Genomic DNA, 15,619 nt, shown 5'->3' with positions numbered 1-15,619 from the left:
CATCCTCCGAACCGGCCCTCGAATCACGCTCGACCGTCGTACGCGGCCGACGTCATGCTCAGTTGTCGTACTCGTCCAGCGGCGGGCAGGAGCAGACCAGGTTCCGGTCGCCGAAGGCACCGTCGATGCGGCGCACCGGCGGCCAGTACTTGTCGGCGGCCGAGACACCGGCCGGGAAGACGGCCTCGTCCCGCGTGTACGCGTGGTTCCACTCGCCGCCGAGCGCGGCCGCGGTGTGCGGGGCGTTGCGCAGCGGGTTGTCGTCGGCGGGCCACTGGCCCGAGGAGACCTTCTCGATCTCGGCCCGGATCGCGATCATCGTGTCGCAGAAACGGTCGAGCTCGGTCAGGTCCTCGGACTCGGTCGGCTCGATCATCAGCGTGCCGACCACCGGGAACGACATCGTCGGCGCGTGGAAGCCGTAGTCGATCAGGCGCTTCGCGATGTCGTCGACCGTGACACCCGTCGCCTTGGACAGCGGGCGCAGGTCCACGATGCACTCGTGGGCGACCAGACCAGCCGGGCCGGTGTAAAGCACCGGGAAGTGCGGCTCGAGGCGCTTGGCGATGTAGTTCGCCGCGAGGACGGCGACCTGGGTGGCGCGCTTGAGGCCCTCGCCGCCCATCAGGCGCACGTACGACCACGAGATCGGCAGGATGCCCGCGGAGCCCCACGGGGCGGCCGAGATCGGGCCGACGCCGGTCTCCGGGCCCGCGGCGGGCTGGAGCGGGTGGTTCGGCAGGTACGGGGCGAGGTGCGCGCGCACACCGACCGGGCCGACACCCGGGCCGCCACCGCCGTGCGGGATGCAGAAGGTCTTGTGCAGGTTCAGGTGCGAGACATCGCCGCCGAAGTGCCCCGGCTTGGCGAGACCGACGAGCGCGTTGAGGTTGGCACCGTCGACGTAGACCTGGCCACCGGCCTCGTGGACCTCGGCACAGATGTCGGCGACGTGCTCCTCGAAGACGCCGTGCGTCGACGGGTAGGTGATCATCAGCACGGACAGCTCGTCACGGTACTGCTCGATCTTGGCGCGCAGGTCCGCGACGTCGACCTCGCCGTCGTCGGCGGTCTTGACGACGACGACCTTCATGCCGGCCATCACCGCGGAGGCGGCGTTGGTGCCGTGCGCGGAGGACGGGATGAGGCAGACGGTGCGCTGCTCGTCACCGTTGGCACGGTGGTAGGCGCGGACGGCGAGGAGGCCGGCCAGCTCGCCCTGCGAACCGGCGTTCGGCTGGATCGAGACCTTGTCGTAGCCCGTGACCTCGGCGAGACGCTCCTCCAGCTCGGTGATGAGCGTGAGGTAGCCCTGCGCCTGCTCGACCGGGGCGAAGGGGTGCATCTGACCGAACTCGGGCCAGGTCACCGCCTCCATCTCGGTCGTCGCGTTCAGCTTCATCGTGCAGGAGCCGAGCGGGATCATGCCGCGGTCGAGCGCGTAGTCGCGGTCGGCGAGCTTGCGCAGGTAGCGCAGCATCGAGGTCTCGGAGCGGTGCGCGTGGAAGACCGGGTGGGTCATGTACGCGTCGGAGCGCAGCAGCCCGGCGGGCAGCGTGTCCTCGGTGGTGGCGTCCAGGGCCTCGATGTCGGCGGTCACACCGAAGGCACCCCACACGGCGGCGAGCTGGGCGCGCCCGGTGGTCTCGTCGCACGACATGGACACGTGGTCCGCGTCGACGCGGTAGAGGTTCACACCGGCCTCGCGGGCGGCGGCCACGACATCGTCGGCCTTGCCGGGCACACGGGCGGTGAGGGTGTCGAAGAAGGCACCCTGGGTGAGCTCCACGCCCCCGGCGGTGAGGCCGGCGGCCAGGATCGCGGCGTACCGGTGGGTACGGCGCGCGATGCCCTGGAGGCCCTCGGGACCGTGGTAGACGGCGTACATGCCGGCCATGACGGCGAGCAGCACCTGAGCGGTACAGATGTTGCTGGTGGCCTTCTCGCGGCGGATGTGCTGCTCGCGGGTCTGCAGGGCCAGGCGGTACGCGCGGTTCCCGTCGGCGTCGACCGAGACACCCACGAGACGGCCGGGCAGGGAGCGGGCGTGCTTGTCCTGGACGGCCATGTAACCGGCGTGGGGACCGCCGAAGCCCATGGGAACGCCGAAGCGCTGCGTCGTACCGACGGCGATGTCGGCCCCGAGCTCACCGGGCGAGGTGAGCAGGGTGAGCGCGAGCAGATCGGCGGCGACGGTGACGATCGCACCGAGCTCGTGAGCGGCGTCGATCAGCGGCTTGATGTCGCGGACGGCACCGGAGGCGCCGGGGTACTGGATGAGCACACCGAAGACACCGCGCTCGGCGACCTCGGCGGGAATCCCCTCGCTCAGGTCGGCGACGACGACCTCGACACCGGTCGGCTCGGCGCGGGTCTCGATGACGGCGATCGTCTGCGGCAGGGCGTCGGCGTCGATGAGGAAGACACCGTTCTTGACCTTGCCGACGCGCCGGGAGAGCGCCATGGCCTCGGCGGCGGCGGTGCCCTCGTCGAGCAGCGAGGCACCGGAGGTGGGCAGCCCGGTCAGGTCGGCGACGACGGTCTGGAAGTTCAGCAGGGCCTCGAGGCGACCCTGCGAGATCTCCGGCTGGTACGGGGTGTACGCCGTGTACCAGGCGGGGTTCTCCATCACGTTCCGGAGGATCACCGGCGGCGTGAAGGTCCCGTAGTAGCCGAGACCGATCATGGGCGCGAGGACCTGGTTGCGGTCGGCGAGCGTGCGCAGCTCGGCGAGCACCTCGGCCTCCGTGCGCGCGGCCGGCAGGCCCAGCGCCTCGGTGTTCTTGATCACGTCCGGCACCGCGGCGGCCGTGAGCTCGTCGAGGGAGCCGTAACCGACCTGGGCGAGCATCTTGGCGCGCGCCTCGGCGTCGGGCCCGATGTGCCGCTGCTCGAACGGGATGCCCTGTTCGAGTTCGGAGAGCGGAATGCGGTTGGCGGTCATGTACGGAGGCCTCCTGGTCGTCACGACCTGCGAGGGGCACCACGGCGCGGGTACCCGGACGGCCTCCCCCTCTGTCATCTCAACCTGAGAGTTTCACCGGCAGGCCTCACGGCACGCCGGCTTTCACCGTCGGTGAGAGCGCATGCCGTCGGACACCGCTCTGCTTTCCAGAGTGACCTCGTCCGCGCGGTACAGGGGCCTGAGAGATTCCGGGGAGGATTTGCTCCTTCGGCGCCCACCGGAAGGTTTCTCCGGGGGACTCTCCCGCACAGGGTCGACAGCCACAGCCAGCCTACCAGCGAGGTTGCGACTTCCTTCGCTCAAGTGGCCGACATCCCAGTTGTGCACTTTCGTAGGGGTGTAGAGCAGTTGCGACCAGTTGGAGGGACCGTGCAGACCGATATCGATCCGCGCAGCCTGATCGGCCGCAAGGCGTACGACCGGAACGGACACAAGATCGGAACCGTGGACGAGGTGTACCTGGACGACGCGACCGGCATCCCGGAATGGGCGGCGGTCCGCACGGGCCTGTTCAGCCGGGACGCCTTCGTCCCCCTGGAGCCGAGCGAACTCATCGACAACGGCCTCCACATCCCGTACGAGCGCGCCCTGATCAAGGACGCCCCCGACTTCGGCGTGGGCCGCCACCTCTCCCCGGAACAAGAGCTCCAGCTCTACCGCCACTACAGCCTGGCTCTCCCCCCGCCCCCCACAGACACCCCGGACACAGACTTCGGCCACCTGGCAGGCCAGTAGCACCACACCCGCCGACCCGCGGCCACCACGAGGGCACGCCGGGCGGTGAGCCACGGCCGGGCGGAAGGCCAGAGCACCGGTCCCAGACGGAAGCCAGGCAGAGCCCACAGATCAACAGAAGGCCACCCGCCCACAGCCGGACAGGCGGCCATCCGACGATGCGGAAGGCCACCGCCCCGCAGCCGGACAGGGCCACCGGCGCGCAGCAGGGCGTGGCCACCGACCGGGTGGCCGCCCGCCCGCAGCCGGATGAGGCACCAGCCGCAGGCGGGAGACCACCCGACCGACCAGACAGGGCCACCGACGCTTAGCGGCAGGGCGGGCCACCGGCCGGTGGCCGCCCGCCCCACAGGCGGACGGCGCACCCGCCGCAGGCGGGAGACCGTCCGACCGACCAGGCGAGGCCACCGGCGCGCAGCCGGGCAGGGGGCCACCAGCCGGGGGCCACCAGCCCAAGGCCGGACGGAACTACGAGCCCACCCCGGACGGAACCACCGGCGCGCAGCCGGTCAGGCGACCACCCGACGATGCGGAAGGCCACCGCCCCGCAGCGATACAGGGCCACTGGCGCGCAGCCGAGCAGAAAGCCACCGGCCGGGCCCCGCCCGCCCAAGCACGGACGGGGTCACGAGCCCACCCCGGACGGAACCACCGGCGCGCAGCCGGTCAGGCGACCACCCGACGAAGCGGAAGGCCACCGCCCCGCAGCCAGACAGGGCCACCGGCGCAGCCGAGCAGAAGGCCACCGGCCAACGGGAGGCAGCCCGCCCGAGGCGGACAGGGCTCCGCCCCACAGCCAGGCCGGGGGCCACCGGCCCCGACCCCGCCGCAGCCACCCCCCGCTCAGCCGCAGCCGCCAACGGCGCTACCACCCCACAGGAAAACCGGCACCTCTGCCGGCTCAGCAGCACGGGTGGTGCGGGTGGGAACACAAGCCCGGCCGCCAGGCCGGGCACACCCCCACCCCACCCGGCAGCCGCCAACGCCCCCGAACCCCCCACGGGAACTCCCGCACCTCTGCCCACCGACTCGCACGGGTGGTGCGGGTGGGAACCCACGCCCGGCCGCAGCCACAGGCCCCGCGCCCACCCGCAGCCCGCAGCCCGCAGCCCGCAGCCCGCAGCCCAGCCACCGCCACCACGGGGACCCCCACTCACCCCCGCCCCACCAACGGCAACGCCTCCCCCGGCTCAAGCTCCGGATCATCCACCGCAAAGGTCCGCACCCGACCCGGCTCCGACCCCGGCTCCTCGAACCGCACCGTCACGCGCCCGACCCCGCTCCCCTGCACCCACCCCGCGCCGTACACGGCATGCCGCACGTCATGCCCGGGCGCCCAGTGCCGCTCCACGGGCTCAGGGACCTCAGGCTCAACAGAGGCCACAACCGACGCGCCGGTCGCGGCCGCATCACCCCCCGCTCCCACCACCGAAGCCGAACCCGAACCCGAAACGGACGCCGACGCGGACGCCGACGCGGCCGCAGCCGCGGCCGCCGAGGCCGCCGCACCCTCCGCCTCCGCCTCCGCCTGAGCGAACAGATCCTCCTGCGTATAGTCCGCGAGCCCACTCACCCCGACACCCAGCAACCGCACACCCCCGGTCGTGTCCACCGCCTCGAGCAGCCGCCCCGCAGCCTCCCGCACCACACTCGGATCGTCCGTGGGCCCCCGGAGCGTCTCGGACCGCGTGAGCGTCGAGAAGTCGAAGCGCCGCACCTTCAGGACGATGGTCCGCCCGGAGTGCCCGGAAGCCCGCAGCCTCCCCACGCACCGCTCCGCGAGCCGTTCGACCTCCAACCTGATCCGGACCCGGTCGTGCAGGTCGACGTCGAACGTGTCCTCGACCGAGACCGACTTCGCGTCCCGCTCGGCCACCACGGGCCGATCGTCGTACCCCTGGGCCATCAGGTACAGCGAGGCCCCGTGCGCCCGCCCCAGGAGCCGTACGAGCTCGTCCTCGCCCGCTTCAGCGAGGTCGGACACGGTGGTCATCCCGGCACGCCGGAGGTGCTCCCCCGTCGCCGGCCCGACACCGGGCAGGATCCGTACCGAGCGGGGCGCGAGAAGCTCCCGCTCGGTCCCGGGTTCGATCAGCACAAGGCCGTCGGGCTTCGCCTCCTCGGAGGCGATCTTCGCGATCATCTTGGATCCGGCGAGCCCCACGGACCCCGTGAGCCCCGTCGTCGCCAGGATGTCGACCCGCAACCGCTCACCGGCCACACGCGCGCTCGCGCTGTCGTCGGCCACACCCCCGGCCTCGAGGTCCACGAAGGCCTCGTCGAGGCTGAGCGGCTCCACGAGCGGGGAGAGCCGTCCGAGCAGCTCCATGACCTGCTCGCTGATCGACCGGTAGAACGAGAAGCGGGGTACGAGATAGGCCGCGTTCGGCGCGAGCCGCCGCGCCTGGCCCATGGGCATGGCCGAGTGGACTCCGAAGCGGCGCGCCTCGTACGAGGCGGTGGCGACCACGCCACGGGGTCCCAGGCCACCGACGACCACGGGCTTTCCGCGCAGGCTGGGCTTCGACGCCTGCTCGGCGGCGGCGAAAAAGGCATCCATGTCGAGATGCAGGATGGTGGGCGCGGCTCTCACACGTCCGATGCTGCCTCACACCACTGACAACAAGCCCCACCACACCGCACGACGCAAGCCCTGGCCGACCCACAAGGCAAACGCCAAAACCCCTGCCCCAAGCCACGCGCCGAAGCCACATCCCAAGCCCAGGGCCCACGTCCCCAAGCCGAGCCCGAGCCCCACGGTCCACGGCCCCACAGCCCAAGCCCAAGCCCAAGCCCAAGCCGAGCCCTAGCCCAAGCCCCACGGCCCAAGGCCCACGAGAGCCCAAGGGAGCCGCCCCTCAGACCGCCCTGTCCCGCCGCCTCCGCGCCAGCTCGTCCCCCGGGTTGTGCCCCACGAGCGTCTCGCCCGTGTCGACCCGCTCCCCGTGCAGCTGCGAGAGCGCCGCCTCGACGTCCCGCCAGACCACCCCGACGGCGATGCCGAAGACACCCTGCCCGCCCTGGAGCAGGTCGACGACCTCGTCCGGCGAGGAGCACTCGTACACCGTGGCCCCGTCGCTCATGAGCGTCATCCGCTCCAGATCGCGGAAGCCCCGCGCGCGCAGGTGCTGCACGGCGGCCCGGATGTTCTGGAGGGCGACCCCGGTGTCGAGGAAACGCTTGACGATCTTCAACACGACGACGTCGCGGAAGCTGTAGAGCCGCTGGGTCCCCGACCCGTACGCGGGCCGCACGCTCGGCTCCACGAGCCCCGTACGCGCCCAGTAGTCCAGCTGACGATAGGTGATCCCGGCCGCGGCACAGGCCGTGGGGCCGCGATAGCCGACCGTCTCGCCCGCCACACCGGCACCGGAAGCACCCCCGGGCCCCGCGGCCGCGCCGCCCGCCGCACCGGCGTCCGTACCCGTTCCCGTCCCGAAGTCGCCCACACTGCCGTGAAGCGGATACGGACCGCTCTCTCCGGACACGCGTCCGAGCGAGCTCCCTGCCGTACCGTCCGCGCTGCTCATCACGCCGACCCTCCGTCCTTGACCTGCCCACACGAAGGTAGGCAGTCACTCGGGGTGCGTCAACGATCGCCACACTCGGCACGCCGAGTGATAATCACCCTGAGAGTGGTTTCCCGTCTCTCTCGCCGGGGAAAGGCTACTCGAATGCTCTGACAGCACCCCGCGAACGGCCTGCGGCCGCGCCGCTTCGACTCACTGGCTGTTGGTCCCGAAATCCTCCGGTGAGATCTGGTCGAGGAACTCGCGGAACTTCTCCACCTCGTCCTCCTGCTCGTCCGGAATCGCGATGCCGGCGTCGTCCAGCACACCGTCACTGCCGTAGATCGGCGTTCCGGTCCGGAGGGCCAGTGCTATCGCGTCCGAAGGCCGCGCGCTCACCTCGACGCCGCTGGCGAAGACCAGCTCGGCGTAGAAGACCCCGTCACGCAGATCCGTGATGCGGACTTCGGTGAGTTCCTGTCCCACGGCCTCCAGCACGTCCTTGAACAGGTCGTGCGTCAGCGGCCGCGGAGGGGCCATCCCCTGCTGGGCGAAGGCGATCGCGGTCGCCTCACCCGGTCCGATCCAGATGGGGAGGTACCGATCGCCTCCCACTTCACGCAGGAGCACGATCGGCTGGTTGGAGGGCATTTCCACCCGGACACCCACAACGTCGAGCTCGTTCACACAGCAACCCTAGGACGTGCCCGACCGGTTTGGATAGTCGGGCCCTCCCAAGCCCACCCCCGACACACCTCGAACTCGGCACGAACCCGGCAGGAATACGACAGGAACACGGGCGCGAACCCGCCCCCGAAGGCCCCTCACGGCCTCATTACAGCCGAATCCCGAGCGCGGTCTGTACGAGTGCGGCGTGCAGCCGCACCGACTGCGCGGCGAGCTCCTGGGCGGTGGCCTCCGCATGGGCTCTGGTCTGCGGGTTACGGTGCCGGCGCAGCGGCGCGACGACCTGCTCGATCAGTCCGGCCTCGCGGTCCGCGGCGGCCTTGACGGCCCTCAGGTGCCGGGGTTCGAGTCCGAAGCGCCCCAGATCGGCGACGAGCCGCGCGACGGTCACGGTCTCGGGGTCGTAGCCGCCGCCGTCCGTCTCGGAGACCAGACCGTACGACTCCCACTCGAGGAGCTCCGTCTCGGTGACCTCGGCCGCGGCCAGCAGTTCGGCCCGCCCGATCCGCGCGGCGGTGGGGGGCTCGGAGTCCTGCTCCCAGGCTCCTTCGAGCAGGTCCCGCCGACGCCCGGGGGCCGGGAGCTTGATCTGCTCTCCCCTGGCGAGGGCGTCGAGGTGCTCACGGATGACCTTCAGCGGAAGGTAGTGGTCCCGCTGCATCCGCAGGATCTGAGCGAGCCGCTCGACGTCCTGCGGGCTGAACTTCCGGTACCCGGAGGCCGTACGCCGGGGCTCCACGAGCCCCTCGGCCTCCAGGAATCGGATCTTGGAGATGGTCACTTCGGGAAATTCGTCGCGCAGCTGGTTCAGCACCGTTCCGATGCTGACCAGCCGGTCGCCCGCGGTGGCGGTGCCGGAGCCGGCACCGCCCGTCGGTGTTCGCAGCATGGACCTTCCCTGAAGGCTTCTCCGAGGCGCTACATGCCCCGCTGGCTCGAGTAGAAGACCAGGCGGTACTTACCGATCTGCACCTCGTCGCCGTTGGACAGAACGACCGAGTCGATCGGCTCGCGGTTGACGTACGTGCCGTTGAGGCTGCCGACGTCGGCGACGGTGAAGCTGCCGTCCTGGGCCCGCCGGAACTCGACATGGCGCCGGGAGACCGTGAAGTCGTCCAGGAAGATGTCGCTCTGCGGGTGGCGTCCGGCCGTCGTCAGCTCACCGTCGAGCAGGAAGCGGCTGCCGGAGTTCGGCCCACGACGCACCACGAGGAGCGCGGAACCGGACGGCAGGGCCTCGACGGCCGCCAGCGCCTCGGGAGAGAGCGAGGGCAGCTGGGTCTGGCCGGTGACCTCCGCGTCGTAGGCCTCGAGGCCCGAGATGGAGATCGTGGACGTCGTCTCGGAAGCCCGCTCGGGAGCGACTCCGCCCCGCAGCGGCGTGCCGCAGTGGGAGCAGAAACGGCTGTCGGCCGCGTTGCGGTGACCGCACCTCGTACACACCGGCATGGACGCACCCTCCTGCCGCGGCTGCCCCGCCGAGGTCTGTGTCGCGTACGGATCGGGGGTAAACCCTCCACCCGTACTTGAGGTTGATGGTTCTCCGAAACCTATGCGGGCAGCCCCGGCGGGGTCAACAGACGACGCGCCGTACGCGCCCGGAGCGTCACCGCCCTGGCCGCCGACCTCATCGCGGAAGAGCGGGCGTTCGCCGCCCTGCTCCTCGCTCTGGGCATGGCGCGACGCGCGGTGCTTGGCGTTACCGCCGTCCTCGCGTCCGCTCTTGCCGAACAACTTCGCAAAAAAACTCACGGGCGATTCCCCTTGACCGAAACAGACCCGCCCGTGGGGCAGGACGAACCGAGATCCATCACACCTGCCGACCCGGACACCTTCACAACGTCCGTATCCTCCGGACAGTTTCCACCACGCACCACCGATGTGGTGCGCCGACCCCCCGCAACGTCTTGCCCTTGTCGCGGGACCCCCTGTGTCTCCCTCTCACTGCGAGGACGACTGAGCGTAGTCAGGCCGCTTCGCGGGTCGCAAGGCATCGACGATGATCTTCGTCGACCGCTCCACCGAGGCTGTGGCCTGCTCCTTCTCCAGGGTCTGCACGACACCGCCGGGGATGTTGAGCGCGGGCTCGAGATCCTCCGGCTTGCCGATGACCTTGAAGACGTACGGAGCGGCCACCTTCGTTCCATCGATCCGCATGTCATCACCGCTACCGGTGAAATAACTGTCCGCGACCACCCGGACACCGTTGACCTGGATCGCCTCGGCACCGGCGGCGCGCAGCTCCTGGATGGCGTCGAGCAGCATGTCCGACTCGACGGCTCCGGTCGGGTCGCCGATGGTCAGCGTGATGCCGGGCCCCTCGGCCGCGACGGTGCCGGCCAGGATCCCGAGCTGCTGCTCCTTCTCCTGGGTCTGCTTGCGCGCCTCCTCGGCCTGGTCCGAGCTGGACTCCAGCTCGGTGCGCTGCTTCTCCAGGCGGGACTTCTCGTCCTCCAGGCGCTGCGTACGGTCGTCGAGCTCGTCGAGGATCCGGACCAGGTCCTCCTGGCGCGCCCCACGCAGGGCGCTGTTGTCGCTGGTCGAGGAGACCTGGATGGCCAGGCCGAGACCGAGGACGAACAGCAGCAGCGCGACGACGAGTTGAGCCCGGGTCACCCGGGGCGGCCACAGCGCGGAGGCAAGCCGCCGCCGCCCGCTCGGCTCGGCCGCAGGGGCGACCGGCGGCACGGGCACGCGGACGTCGTGGTCCGCGGTCGTGTCGTGGACGGAATCCGAGGGCGCCTCGTGCTCTCCCGCCGCACCGCCGCGCGCGGGCTCGCCCACGCTCTCCGGCTTCCCGACGCTCTCCGCCCTGCCGGCACTCTCCGGCTTCCGGAGGCTCCCGGGACCCCGCTCGTCCGCGGAGTTCTCAGAGTGCTCAGAGTGCTCAGAGTCTGCGGAGTTCTGGGGGTTCTGGGGGTTCCGGGGATTCCCGGTGTTCTCAGGGTTCTGCGGGTTCTCGCTCATCGGCCTCACGCCCGGAAGACATGGCGCCGGATGGCAGCCGCGTTGGAGAAGATCCGGATGCCCAGCACGACGACCACACCGGTCGACAGCTGTGCGCCCACGCCCAGCTTGTCGCCGAGGAAGACGATCAGGGCGGCCACGACCACATTGGAGAGGAACGAGACCACGAAGACCTTGTCGACGAAGATCCCGTCGAGCATGGCCCTCAGGCCGCCGAAGACCGCGTCGAGGGCGGCGACCACGGCGATCGGAAGATAGGGCTCGACCACCGCCGGAACCTCGGGGCGGACCAACAGTCCGACCACGACTCCGACGATCAGGCCCAGTACGGCGATCACGATGTGCCCTTCCCTGTGTCGGCCGTGGCCCGACCGGACGGCGTCGCCGCCCCGGCCCCCCTCGGCTCTGCGGTACGTACGGTCAGGCTCGGCGCGGCGGGCAGGCTTACGTCGCCCTCGGCCGTGATCCCGCTCCTGATCCCGAAGTTCTCCACCAGCGCGTGCAGATACTGCCCGTCGGCGCTGTCCTGGAACGCGGTGCTCAGCCGCTGCCCGTCCCCGATCGCGAGGATGGTGTACGGCGGCACCAGCGGCTTGTTGTCGACCAGTATGGCGTCGCCCGCTGCCCGGATCGCGGACAGCGAGGTAAGCCGCTGACCGTTGATGGCGACGGCCTCGGCGCCGGACTCCCAGAGCCCGTTGATGACGCGCTGCATGTCCCGGTCGCGTACCCGGCCCGTGTCGGCGAAGCCGCTGCTCTCCCGCGGCCCGCCTCCCCCGGTTTCCGTGTTCTTGGCGTCGTTGACGACGAGCTTCACGCCCGGGCCGTGCACGGGTGTCGCACCCGAGAGCAGCCCCACGAGCTCGGCCTGGTCACCGCCGTGCTGCTGGAGCGCCTGCCGCTGGCGTTCGCCGACCTCGGACCGGATCCGCTCGACGTCCTGCTCCAGCTGTTCGGCCGAGGACGTCTCCGCCTCGATCCGGTCGATCAGCTCCTGCCGCTCCTTGGCGACGACGGGCGCGGAGATCCGTGCCTCGGCCGCGCCCACGGTGACCAGGGCGGCGGCGAGCACCAGTCCCGCGGCGACACCCAGCTTGGCCCGCAGGCTACGGGGCAGCCCACCGCCCTCGGCGGCACGCCGGGCGGTCGCCTCCGCGTAACCGTCGTCGAGCGCGTGGTCTATCACGTTGTTCAGCAGCGACATCGACGCGTCCGGGCGCGCCGGCGGTGATCCGGTGCTCCGAACGGGGGGCTGCTGCGACATGCCGCACATCGTCGCACGTCGCACGGCCTACCGCCGAATGGCCCCTCCAGCCGGCGGGGAGGCACCTCGGAGGTGCTCCCCGCCGGCCGGTCCGATCCGCTCAGCTACCTGCGCTGTCGACCACTTCGGCCCATTCGTCGAGCAGGGCCTGGGCGGAGGCGTCGTCGGGACCCTCGGCCCACAGATGGGTGACGGCCTCGGCGGGGTCGGGCAGCACCATCACCCACCGCCCGTCGGCCTCGACCACCCGCACGCCGTCGGTGGTGTCCACGGAGCGGCTGCCCGCCGCCTCCACCACCCGGCGCATCACGAGCCCCTTCACGGCCCACGGCGTCGCGATGTCCCTCCTGAGGACGTGCGCCCGCGGAATCCGCGCGTCGATCTGGCTCAGCGTGAGCTGCGTCCGCGCGACGAGACCGATGAGCCGCACGAAGGCGGCCGCCCCGTCGAAGACGCTGCTGAACTCGGGCACGATGAACCCGCCGCGCCCGTCACCGCCGAAGATCGTCGACTCCTCGCGCCCGACCCTCGTGAGGTCGTCCGGCGAGGTCGTCGTCCACTCCACCTGCGTGCCGTGGTACGCGGCCACCTGCTCGGCGATCCGTGTGGTCGTCACCGGCAGCGCGACCCGGCCCGAGCGCCGCTCGGCGGCCACCAGGTCCAGCATCACCAGGAGCGCCCGGTCGTCCTCGATGATCCGCCCCCGCTCGTCCACGAGCGAAAGGCGCTCGCCGACCGGGTCGAACCGCACCCCGAACGCGGCCCGCGCCGAGGCCACGATCTCCCCGAGGCGTACGAGCCCGGCCCGCCGGCTCTCGACCGACTCGGTGGGTCTGGACTCGTCGAGCCCCGGGTTGATCGTCAGCGCATCGACCTGGAGCCGCCCGAGGAGGCTGGGCAGTACGAGCCCGGCGCTGCCGTTGGACGCGTCCACGACGACCTTCAACCCGGCCTCCGCGATCCCGGAGGTGTCGACGTTCCGCAGCAGGGAGCCGGTGTACGAGTCGAAGACGCTCGCCGGGAAGGAGAGGTCACCGATCTCTCCGGGGAACGCACGACGGTACTCCTGTCGCGCGAACACCCGGTCGAGCTTGCGCTGCCCGCCCTGCGACAGGTCGGCGCCACGCTCGTCGAAGAACATGATGTCCACGGAGTCGGGCACTCCGGGCGAGGTCCGCACCATGATGCCGCCGGCGCTTCCCCGTGCGGTCTGCTGCCGTGCCACCGGCAGCGGCACGTTCTCCAGGTCCCTTACGTCGATGGCGCTGGCCTGCAGCGCCGAGATCACCGCCCGTTTCAGCGCCCGCGCACCGCGGGAGTGGTCACGAGCCGTGGTGACGGTCGCGCCCTTCTTCAGGGTCGTGGCGTACGCCCCCGCCAGCCGGACGGCCAGTTCAGGGGTGATCTCCACGTTGAGGATGCCGGACACCCCTCGGGCCCCGAAGAGATGGGCCTGCCCACGGGACTCCCAGATGACCGAGGTGTTGACGAAGGCGCCGGCCTCGATCGTCTTGAACGGGTAGACCCGGACGTTGCCCTGCACGATCGATTCCTCACCGATCAGGCACTCGTCCCCGATGACGGCCCCGTCCTCGATCCGGGCGGCCCGCATGATGTCGGTGTTCTTCCCGATCACACAGCCGCGCAGATTGCTCTGCTGCCCGACGTAGACGTTGTCGTGGACGACGGCCTTGTGCAGGAAGGCACCGCTCTTCACGACGACGTTCGAGCCGACGACGGTGTGCTCACGGATCTCGGCACCGGCCTCGACCTTCGCGTAGTCACCGATGAAGAGCGGTCCCCGCAGCACGGCGTCGGGGTGCACCTCGGCGCCTTCGGCGACCCACACGCCCGGCGAGATCTCGAAGCCGTCGATGTCGACCTGGACCTTGCCCTCGAGGACGTCCGCCTGGGCCTTCACATAACTCTCGTGGGTGCCCACGTCCTCCCAGTAGCCCTCGGCGATATAGCCGTAGATCGGCTTGCCTTCCTTCATCAACTGCGGAAAGACATCACCCGACCAGTCCACCGAGGCGTCTGCCTGGACGTAGTCGAAGACTTCGGGCTCCATCACGTAGATGCCCGTGTTGACGGTGTCGGAGAAGACCTGGCCCCAGGTGGGTTTCTCCAGGAAGCGCTCGACCTTGCCCTCTTCGTCGACGATCGTGATTCCGAATTCCAGCGGATTCGGCACTCGCGTGAGACAGACCGTGACGAGGGCGCCCTTCTCCTTGTGGAAGGCGATGAGATCGGTGAGATCGAAATCGGTGAGCGCATCTCCCGAGATCACGAGAAAGGCGTCGTCCTTCAACGCTTCCTCGGCGTTCTTCACACTTCCCGCTGTACCGAGTGGCTTCTCCTCATTGGCATACGTGAGCTCCATCCCGAGCTCCTCGCCGTCGCCGAAGTAGTTCCTGACGAGGGAGGCGAGAAACTGCACGGTGACGACGGTCTCGTTGAGACCGTGCCTCTTGAGCAGTCGTAGGACGTGCTCCATGATCGGCCGGTTCACCACCGGCAGTAGAGGCTTGGGCATGCTCGAGGTCATGGGGCGAAGTCGGGTTCCTTCGCCACCGGCCATCACGACGGCCTTCATGTCGGAAGCGTCCTCCTTGAAGAGACGACGGTCCTGCCGACTTCACCTGTCCGCTCAGTGGCCCTCGGACGTCCTCGATGTTGCCGGCGACGCTGCTCGGCACAGGACGGACGGGCTCAATCGGCCGCGGTATCCGCCTTCACGAGTCGACGGACCTGGACCACGTAGAGGATCCCTGCCCACCAATACAGAGTTGTACCCCATCCGGCGAAGGCCCACCCGAAAACTTCAGCGAGTGACGAAAGCCAGCCCGTTCCGTCACTGAGAAGCAGCAACGGGAACGCGTACATCAAGTTGAAAGTCGCAGCTTTGCCGAGGAAGTTCACCTGCGGCGGCGGGTATCCGTGCCGGCGAAGGATTGCCACCATCACCAGGAGCATGCCTTCGCGCGCCAGGAGGGCGGCTGTCAGCCACCAGGGCAGGATCTCGCGCCAGGTGAGGCCCACGAGAGTGGACAGGATGTACAGCCGGTCGGCGGCGGGATCGAGCAGCCGGCCGAGGTTGCTGATCTGGTTCCAGCGCCGTGCCAGTTTGCCGTCGAGATAGTCGCTGACGCCACTGAGCATCAGGACGAGAAGCGCCCAGCCGTCACTGTTGGGGCCACCGAACTCCGGACGGAGAATCAACCACAGAAACAGCGGCACGCCGGCAAGGCGCGCCATGCTGAGAATGTTGGGGATGGTGAGGACCCGGTCGGTCTGAACGCGAGTCTCCTGGACCTCCACCCGGGGGCCTCCTGCTGGGAACGTACGGACGATGCCCCCTGACCTTACCCTCAGCCACAACACCCCGATGCACAGGGGGCGCCGGCCCGGCCCGGAACGCAAAAATGCCTCAACCCCCGGACAAGGTCCGGGGGTTGAGGCTAAAAATTGTTCGGCGGCGTCCTACTCTCC

At 70.1% G+C, this 15,619-nt stretch carries 12 protein-coding genes and 1 riboswitch; of the genes, 1 reads left to right on the top strand and 11 read right to left on the bottom strand.

Annotated elements, in window-relative coordinates; all coding sequences use genetic code 11:
* Positions 1 to 58: 58 nt before the first annotated feature.
* On the bottom strand, positions 59 to 2,944 hold the full coding sequence (gene gcvP / locus E0F75_RS18135; RefSeq protein ID WP_187623561.1) for an aminomethyl-transferring glycine dehydrogenase: 2,886 nt from the start codon (positions 2,942 to 2,944) through the stop codon (positions 59 to 61).
* 177 nt (positions 2,945 to 3,121) lie between these two features.
* Positions 3,122 to 3,221, bottom strand: a riboswitch (glycine riboswitch).
* A 113-nt stretch (positions 3,222 to 3,334) separates the two neighbouring features.
* Between gcvP and E0F75_RS18130 the strand changes: the two genes are divergently transcribed.
* Positions 3,335 to 3,700: a PRC-barrel domain-containing protein gene (locus tag E0F75_RS18130; RefSeq protein ID WP_073901970.1), complete on the top strand. Its 366-nt coding sequence runs from the start codon at positions 3,335 to 3,337 to the stop codon at positions 3,698 to 3,700.
* Positions 3,701 to 4,853: 1,153 nt separating this feature from the next.
* Here E0F75_RS18130 and E0F75_RS18125 read toward each other — a convergent pair.
* From E0F75_RS18125 to E0F75_RS18080, 10 genes are all read right to left on the bottom strand, one after another.
* Complete coding sequence (locus E0F75_RS18125; RefSeq protein ID WP_187623560.1) at positions 4,854 to 6,293, bottom strand: DNA polymerase IV; 1,440 nt, start codon at positions 6,291 to 6,293, stop codon at positions 4,854 to 4,856.
* Positions 6,294 to 6,558: 265 nt separating this feature from the next.
* A complete protein-coding gene (locus E0F75_RS18120) occupies positions 6,559 to 7,230 on the bottom strand; it encodes a MerR family transcriptional regulator (RefSeq protein ID WP_187623559.1) in 672 nt (223 codons plus the stop codon).
* 192 nt (positions 7,231 to 7,422) lie between these two features.
* Positions 7,423 to 7,896 (bottom strand): bifunctional nuclease family protein, encoded by a 474-nt coding sequence (locus E0F75_RS18115; protein WP_015032172.1) that lies wholly within the window; start codon positions 7,894 to 7,896, stop codon positions 7,423 to 7,425.
* 148 nt (positions 7,897 to 8,044) lie between these two features.
* Positions 8,045 to 8,785, bottom strand: coding sequence for a MerR family transcriptional regulator (locus E0F75_RS18110; RefSeq protein WP_187623558.1), 741 nt, complete (start codon positions 8,783 to 8,785; stop codon positions 8,045 to 8,047).
* A gap of 29 nt (positions 8,786 to 8,814) precedes the next feature.
* Positions 8,815 to 9,777, bottom strand: a complete 963-nt coding sequence (locus E0F75_RS18105; protein ID WP_187623838.1) for an FHA domain-containing protein — start codon at positions 9,775 to 9,777, stop codon at positions 8,815 to 8,817.
* A 60-nt stretch (positions 9,778 to 9,837) separates the two neighbouring features.
* Positions 9,838 to 10,863, bottom strand: a complete 1,026-nt coding sequence (locus tag E0F75_RS18100; protein ID WP_194481172.1) for a DUF881 domain-containing protein — start codon at positions 10,861 to 10,863, stop codon at positions 9,838 to 9,840.
* Positions 10,864 to 10,868: 5 nt separating this feature from the next.
* Positions 10,869 to 11,201 (bottom strand): small basic family protein, encoded by a 333-nt coding sequence (locus E0F75_RS18095; protein ID WP_015032176.1) that lies wholly within the window; start codon positions 11,199 to 11,201, stop codon positions 10,869 to 10,871.
* Complete coding sequence (locus tag E0F75_RS18090) at positions 11,198 to 12,127, bottom strand: DUF881 domain-containing protein (RefSeq protein WP_187623556.1); 930 nt, start codon at positions 12,125 to 12,127, stop codon at positions 11,198 to 11,200. The genes E0F75_RS18095 and E0F75_RS18090 overlap by 4 nt, the downstream gene beginning before the upstream one ends.
* 100 nt (positions 12,128 to 12,227) lie before the next feature.
* Positions 12,228 to 14,723, bottom strand: a complete 2,496-nt coding sequence (locus tag E0F75_RS18085) for a mannose-1-phosphate guanyltransferase (RefSeq protein WP_187623555.1) — start codon at positions 14,721 to 14,723, stop codon at positions 12,228 to 12,230.
* Positions 14,724 to 14,839: 116 nt separating this feature from the next.
* Positions 14,840 to 15,448, bottom strand: coding sequence for a CDP-alcohol phosphatidyltransferase family protein (locus tag E0F75_RS18080; protein WP_187623554.1), 609 nt, complete (start codon positions 15,446 to 15,448; stop codon positions 14,840 to 14,842).
* Positions 15,449 to 15,619: the final 171 nt, after the last annotated feature.

The organism is Streptomyces sp. CB02980, assembly GCF_014451325.2.
In the GTDB taxonomy this organism is placed as follows: domain Bacteria; phylum Actinomycetota; class Actinomycetes; order Streptomycetales; family Streptomycetaceae; genus Streptomyces.
The sequence above is the reverse complement of the archived record's forward strand: the minus strand, read 5'-3'. Positions and strand labels throughout refer to the sequence as shown.